Origin of the sequence: Streptomyces massasporeus (assembly GCF_014648995.1) — a bacterium.
GTDB classification, from domain to species: Bacteria; Actinomycetota; Actinomycetes; order Streptomycetales; family Streptomycetaceae; genus Streptomyces; species Streptomyces massasporeus.
Window position 1 is genome coordinate 1 of the sequence record NZ_BMSE01000050.1, and the last position, 5,205, is coordinate 5,205.

Genomic DNA, 5,205 nt, shown 5'->3' on the forward strand with positions numbered 1-5,205 from the left:
CCCGGTCAGGACCGCTTCTGGTTCATGTGGGACGACCTGGTGCGCGGCGCCATCGGCGCGGTGGTGCTCGTGGACACCCGGCGCCTGGCCGACTGCTTCCCGGCCGTCGACTACTTCGAGAACTCGGGTCTGCCGTTCGTCGTCGCACTGAACGGCTTCGACGGGCAGCAGCCCTACCAGCCCGAAGAGGTGCGCGAGGCGCTGCAGATCGGGCCGGACACCCCGATCATCACGACGGACGCCCGGCACCGGTCCGACGCGAAGAGTGCCCTGATCACGCTGGTCGAGCACGCTCTGATGGCACGGCTGAGGTAGCACCCAATTCAGAAGTGCGATACGGCAGTTGTCGTAGATACACCGGAGCCGACTGTGTCCTTTGACACGGTCGGCCAAGGTGTTCATAACGTTTCGGCAGAGGAATCGGGTGGTACGGCCACTCGTCGCGCACATCCGGTCTCGCTGCGCGCACAATCGCCCCGCCTTTTGGCGGGGCTCGCTCTTTATGACCGTTTTATCTGGGGCTTACATCACGTCGATTCCCCGCCCCGGACTGTTTGGAAGAGCGCAGGTCGTCGTGCTGGAATGCCTGAACTGCCCAATAGTCAATGACGTACGCGTCCGTCGTGGCGTCTTGGGCTCTGAACACTGCGGCACAACGTTGGTGCCGACCGCCGAGAGGTTGTTGGTCGAGTGAGGCGAAGCAAGAACAGTCCCGAGCCGTCGGCCCGGGGCAACTTCACCCCGCCGCCGCGCACAGCGGCGCCCGCCCCCGTGCCCGGTTCGGAACCGGCGGCTGCGCCCGCCGAGAGCGGCGGCCGTCTCTCCCCGCGCAACTGGCGCGTGGCGACCCGGCTCAACGCGATCCTGCTCATACCCGTGGTGGTCGGCCTCGTCATGGGCGGCTTCCAGGTGAAGAGCTCGATCGACACCTGGCAGGAGGCCGAGGACGCGGAGAACACCGCGCGCCTGGTCCGCGCCTCGCTGCTCTACGCCAACGCCCTCTACAACGAACGTGACGCCTCGGCCGCGCCCCTGCTGAAGGGCAGCGCCCAGAACGCCCAGGACAAGGCGACCGTCACCCAGGTCCGCAAGACCACGGACGAGGCGGCGGACGCCTTCGACGCCGCGGCGCAGAACATGCCGGCCAAGCCCGGCCTGGAGCGCCGACTGAAGCTGTTCCGCGAGGCGGAGCCCAAGCTGGCCACCCTGCGCCAGGTCGCCTACACCTCCAAGCTCAAGGGCGTGCAGACCGAAGAGGGCTACGTCGAGGTCGCCCACCCGCTGACGGAGTTCGCCAACGAGCTCGGTCTCGGCACCGGCAACATCACCAGCTACGGCCGGACCGTGTACGCCATCGAGCTGACCAAGGCGGCCCTGTCGCTGCAGCGGTCCATCGGCATGCACATCCTGGTCAAGCCGGGCCCGGACGCCGGCAACCTCGCCAGCCAGCGCATCGCCCTCTCCTCGTACGCCTACCTCGAGCGCATCGCCGTGCAGGAGTACATCGGCGGTGGCACCCAGCAGGACGCGGACAAGCTCAAGACCGCCGAGGCCAAGATCAAGGCCGACGGTGCCGCGATGGCCCGTGAGGCCAAGGGCAAGAACCCGGACTACGTGCCGCCGCCCGCCAACCCGACGACGATGATCTCGGCCGTGGCGACGCTGCCGAGCACGGACCCGAGCGCCCGTGCCGCACTCGCCGAGAAGGGCGTCACCGCGGAGAACTGGTGGGCGGTCAACACCCTCAAGTTCAACGCGTACGAGAAGATCGAGACGGACATGGCCGACAAGGCCGTGAGCGAAGCGTCCGACATCGCCGACGACGCCCAGCGTGACGCCTACATCACCGGTGCCGCCGTCGTGGTCGCCCTGCTCCTGGCCTTCATCCTGGCCGGCGCGGTCGCCCGCCAGATGAGCCGCTCGATGCGCCAGCTGCGCAACGCCGCCTTCGGTATCGCCGAGCAGCGACTGCCGATGCTGGTCGACCAGCTCTCCCGCACCGACCCCGGCCGCGTCGACACCCGTGTCCAGGCCATCCCGATCTCCACCACGGACGAGATCGGCGAAGTCGCCCGCGCCTTCGACCAGGTCCACCGCGAGGCCGTCCGGCTCGCCGCCGAGCAGGCCCTGCTGCGGGGCAACATCAACGCGATCTTCACCAACCTCTCGCGCCGCAACCAGTCGCTGATCGAGGGCCAGCTGACCCTGATCACCGACCTGGAGAACAACGAGGCCGACCCGGACCAGCTGGAGAACCTCTTCAAGCTGGACCACCTGGCGACCCGTATGCGCCGTAACGGTGAGAACCTCCTGGTCCTCGCCGGCGAGGAGCCCGGCCGCCGCTGGGACCAGCCGGTCCCGCTGGTCGACGTGCTGCGCGCCGCCTCCTCCGAGGTGGAGCAGTACGAGCGCATCGAGCTCTCCGGCGTGCCGGAGGCCGAGATCCACGGCCGCGCCGTGACCGACCTCGTGCACCTGCTCGCCGAGCTGCTGGAGAACGCGACGACGTTCTCCTCCCCGCAGACCAAGGTCCGCGTGACCGCGACCCGTCTTCCCGACGGCCGCGTCATGATCGAGATCCACGACAAGGGCATCGGCCTCACCGCCGAGGACTTCGCGGACATCAACCACAAGCTGGCCAACCCGCCGACGGTGGACGCCGCGATCTCGCAGCGCATGGGCCTGTTCGTGGTCGGCCGGCTGTCCGACCGGCACGGCATCCGCGTCCAGCTGCGCCCCTCGGGCGAGCAGGCCGGCACCACCTCGCTGGTCATGCTGCCGGACGCGATCACCCACGGTGGTGGCGGCGAGCAGCACGTGGACCGCGACGAGTTCACCGTCTCGCAGATCATCCCGGAGCAGAACTTCGGCGGCGAGAACTTCAACCAACAGTCCATGCGCACGGCCGCGGAGCTCGGCTTCGACGACAGCCGCTACTCCGACGTCCCCGACGACATACGGGAGCTGGACCCCGTCGGCCGCTCCCTGATGCGCGAGGAGCGCCGGGCGGCCCTGGAGTCGCAGTCGCACGAGCAGCCCGCTCTGCCCGGGCAGGGCAACCAGCAGCCCGACCAGCCGACCGGGTACCGCGACGAGTACAACGGGCAGCAGGGCTACGACGCCGGACAGGCCTACGACACCGGCCAGAACGGCTACCCGGAGCACCAGCCGTCCGCGTACGACCGTCAGGCGCCGTACGAGCAGCAGCAGCCGTCGTACGACGAGCAGCGGCACACGGCGTACGAGGAGCCGCAGCGCCCTGCGTACGACGAGCAGTACTACGCGCCCAACGGCGGTCTGCCGCAGAACGACACCTTCTCGCCGAACGGCGGCTACCCGGAGCCCTCCTATGCGGAGCCGGCCCAGGAGGAGCCCACGGCACCGAACTCGGGCGGGCAGGGCGGTTTCGCCGCGTTCGAGCAGCGGCGTCACCAGGACGACTGGCCGCAGCAGGACGGTTACCAGAACGGCTACCCGAGCCAGTACCCTTCTCAGACCCCGGAAACGGAATCTGCGCAGGCCGCTGACGCGAGGGAGCAGGACCGCGTAGGCTTCGACCGTCCGGGACCGACCCAGTCCGCCGCCCCGTCGCTCACCGACGCCGGGCTTCCCCGCCGCGGAGCCACCGCGAGCGGTGCGAACGGCACGGGCGGCGCGCGGCACGCGGGCCAGGAGCCTCCGGCCTCCACCCCGGAGAGCAACGGCGACAGCGACTGGCGCTCGGCCAACGACGAGCGGTGGCAGCAGGCCTCGGCGCTCCGGAAGCCGAAGGCGGGCGGGGTCACCTCCTCCGGCCTGCCGAGGCGGGTACCCAAGGCCAACCTGATCGAGGGTGCCGCCGAAAGCACCCCCCAGGGAGGGCCGCAGATCTCCCGCGCTCCGGAGGACGTCCGGGGCAGGCTGAGCAACCTGCGTCGGGGCGTCCAGCGCGGACGCAGCGCAGGCAGTGAAACGAACGGCCAGGGCTTCGGTCCTGACAGCACCTACAACCAGGAGCGTTAGTGTGAGCCCGATGAGCCAGGCGGCACAGAACCTGAACTGGTTGATCACCAACTTCGTGGACAACACCCCGGGGGTGTCCCACACGGTGGTGGTCTCCGCCGACGGACTCCTTCTGGCGATGTCCGAAGGGTTCCCCCGCGACCGTGCCGACCAGCTCGCGGCCGTCGCCTCCGGTCTGACGTCTCTGACGGCAGGCGCCTCCCGGATCTTCGAGGGAGGCGCGGTGAACCAGACGGTTGTGGAGATGGAGCGGGGATTCCTCTTCATCATGTCCGTATCCGACGGCTCGTCGCTCGCCGTCCTCGCACATCCGGAGGCGGACATCGGCCTCATCGGGTACGAGATGGCACTGCTGGTCGACCGAGCCGGTACGGTCCTGACACCGGACCTTCGCGCAGAGCTCCAGGGGAGCCTGCTCAACTAACAGACGGACGGTGCGTTTTGGCGTCCCGTGGCCGTAAGGTTTCGGGACGCGGCTCCACAGCGATGGGTGCCAGGCACAGTCGGAGGAGGAGAAAGTGGCAACACCCCCAGGCGGTTCGTCTTCGGGCAACTGGTCGTACGGCCCTGCCCAGGGCCAGGGCGACGGTGGTCAGAACCCGAACCGTTACAACTTCCCCTCCGCACCGAGCCACCGGCAGCCGTACGCGCCGCAGGGCCCCGGCCCTTCGCCGTACGACCAGCCGCCGGCCCCGCGCATCCAGCCCGTGCAGCCGCAACGCCGCACCCCCGAGCCGTCGCCCGCCGGGTCGTCGAACAACCCGCTGGTGCGTCCGTACGCCATGACCGGCGGCCGGACCCGCCCGCGCTACCAGCTCGCCATCGAGGCGCTGGTGCACACCACTGCGCAGCCGCACCAGATGCAGGGCCAGTTGCCCGAGCATCAGCGGATCTGCAACCTCTGCCGGGAAATCAAGTCGGTCGCCGAGATCTCGGCGCTCCTCACGATCCCTCTCGGCGTGGCCAGGATCCTCGTCGCCGACTTGGCGGAGGCGGGACTGGTCGCCATCCATCAGCCCGGCGGCGACGAGAACGCCGGCGGCCAGCCAGACGTGACACTGCTCGAAAGGGTGCTCAGTGGACTTCGCAAGCTCTAGCGGAGGGCCTTCCCGCTCCACCACGTCCGCGAAGATCGTGGTGGCTGGCGGCTTCGGCGTGGGCAAGACCACGTTCGTGGGTGCCGTCTCGGAGATCAACCCGCTG

General features: G+C 69.3%; 4 protein-coding genes and 1 pseudogene. All 5 read left to right on the top strand.

Going from position 1 to position 5,205, the window contains the following annotated elements; translation table 11 throughout:
- Positions 1-315: GTP-binding protein (locus IE153_RS40985; RefSeq protein WP_189594762.1), on the top strand; the 315-nt coding region annotated here is incomplete at its 5' end.
- A gap of 375 nt (positions 316-690) precedes the next feature.
- On the top strand, positions 691-4,002 hold the full coding sequence (locus IE153_RS40990) for a sensor histidine kinase (RefSeq protein ID WP_189594763.1): 3,312 nt from the start codon (positions 691-693) through the stop codon (positions 4,000-4,002).
- 10 nt (positions 4,003-4,012) lie between these two features.
- The gene (locus IE153_RS40995) at positions 4,013-4,426 is read left to right on the top strand and encodes a roadblock/LC7 domain-containing protein (protein ID WP_003993185.1); all 414 of its coding nucleotides are present in this window, start codon (positions 4,013-4,015) and stop codon (positions 4,424-4,426) included.
- Between the two features lie 94 nt (positions 4,427-4,520).
- A complete protein-coding gene (locus IE153_RS41000; RefSeq protein WP_189594764.1) occupies positions 4,521-5,099 on the top strand; it encodes a DUF742 domain-containing protein in 579 nt (192 codons plus the stop codon).
- A pseudogene (locus tag IE153_RS41005) lies at positions 5,080-5,205 on the top strand (ATP/GTP-binding protein); the annotation flags it as partial. The gene IE153_RS41000 and the pseudogene IE153_RS41005, both read left to right, overlap by 20 nt.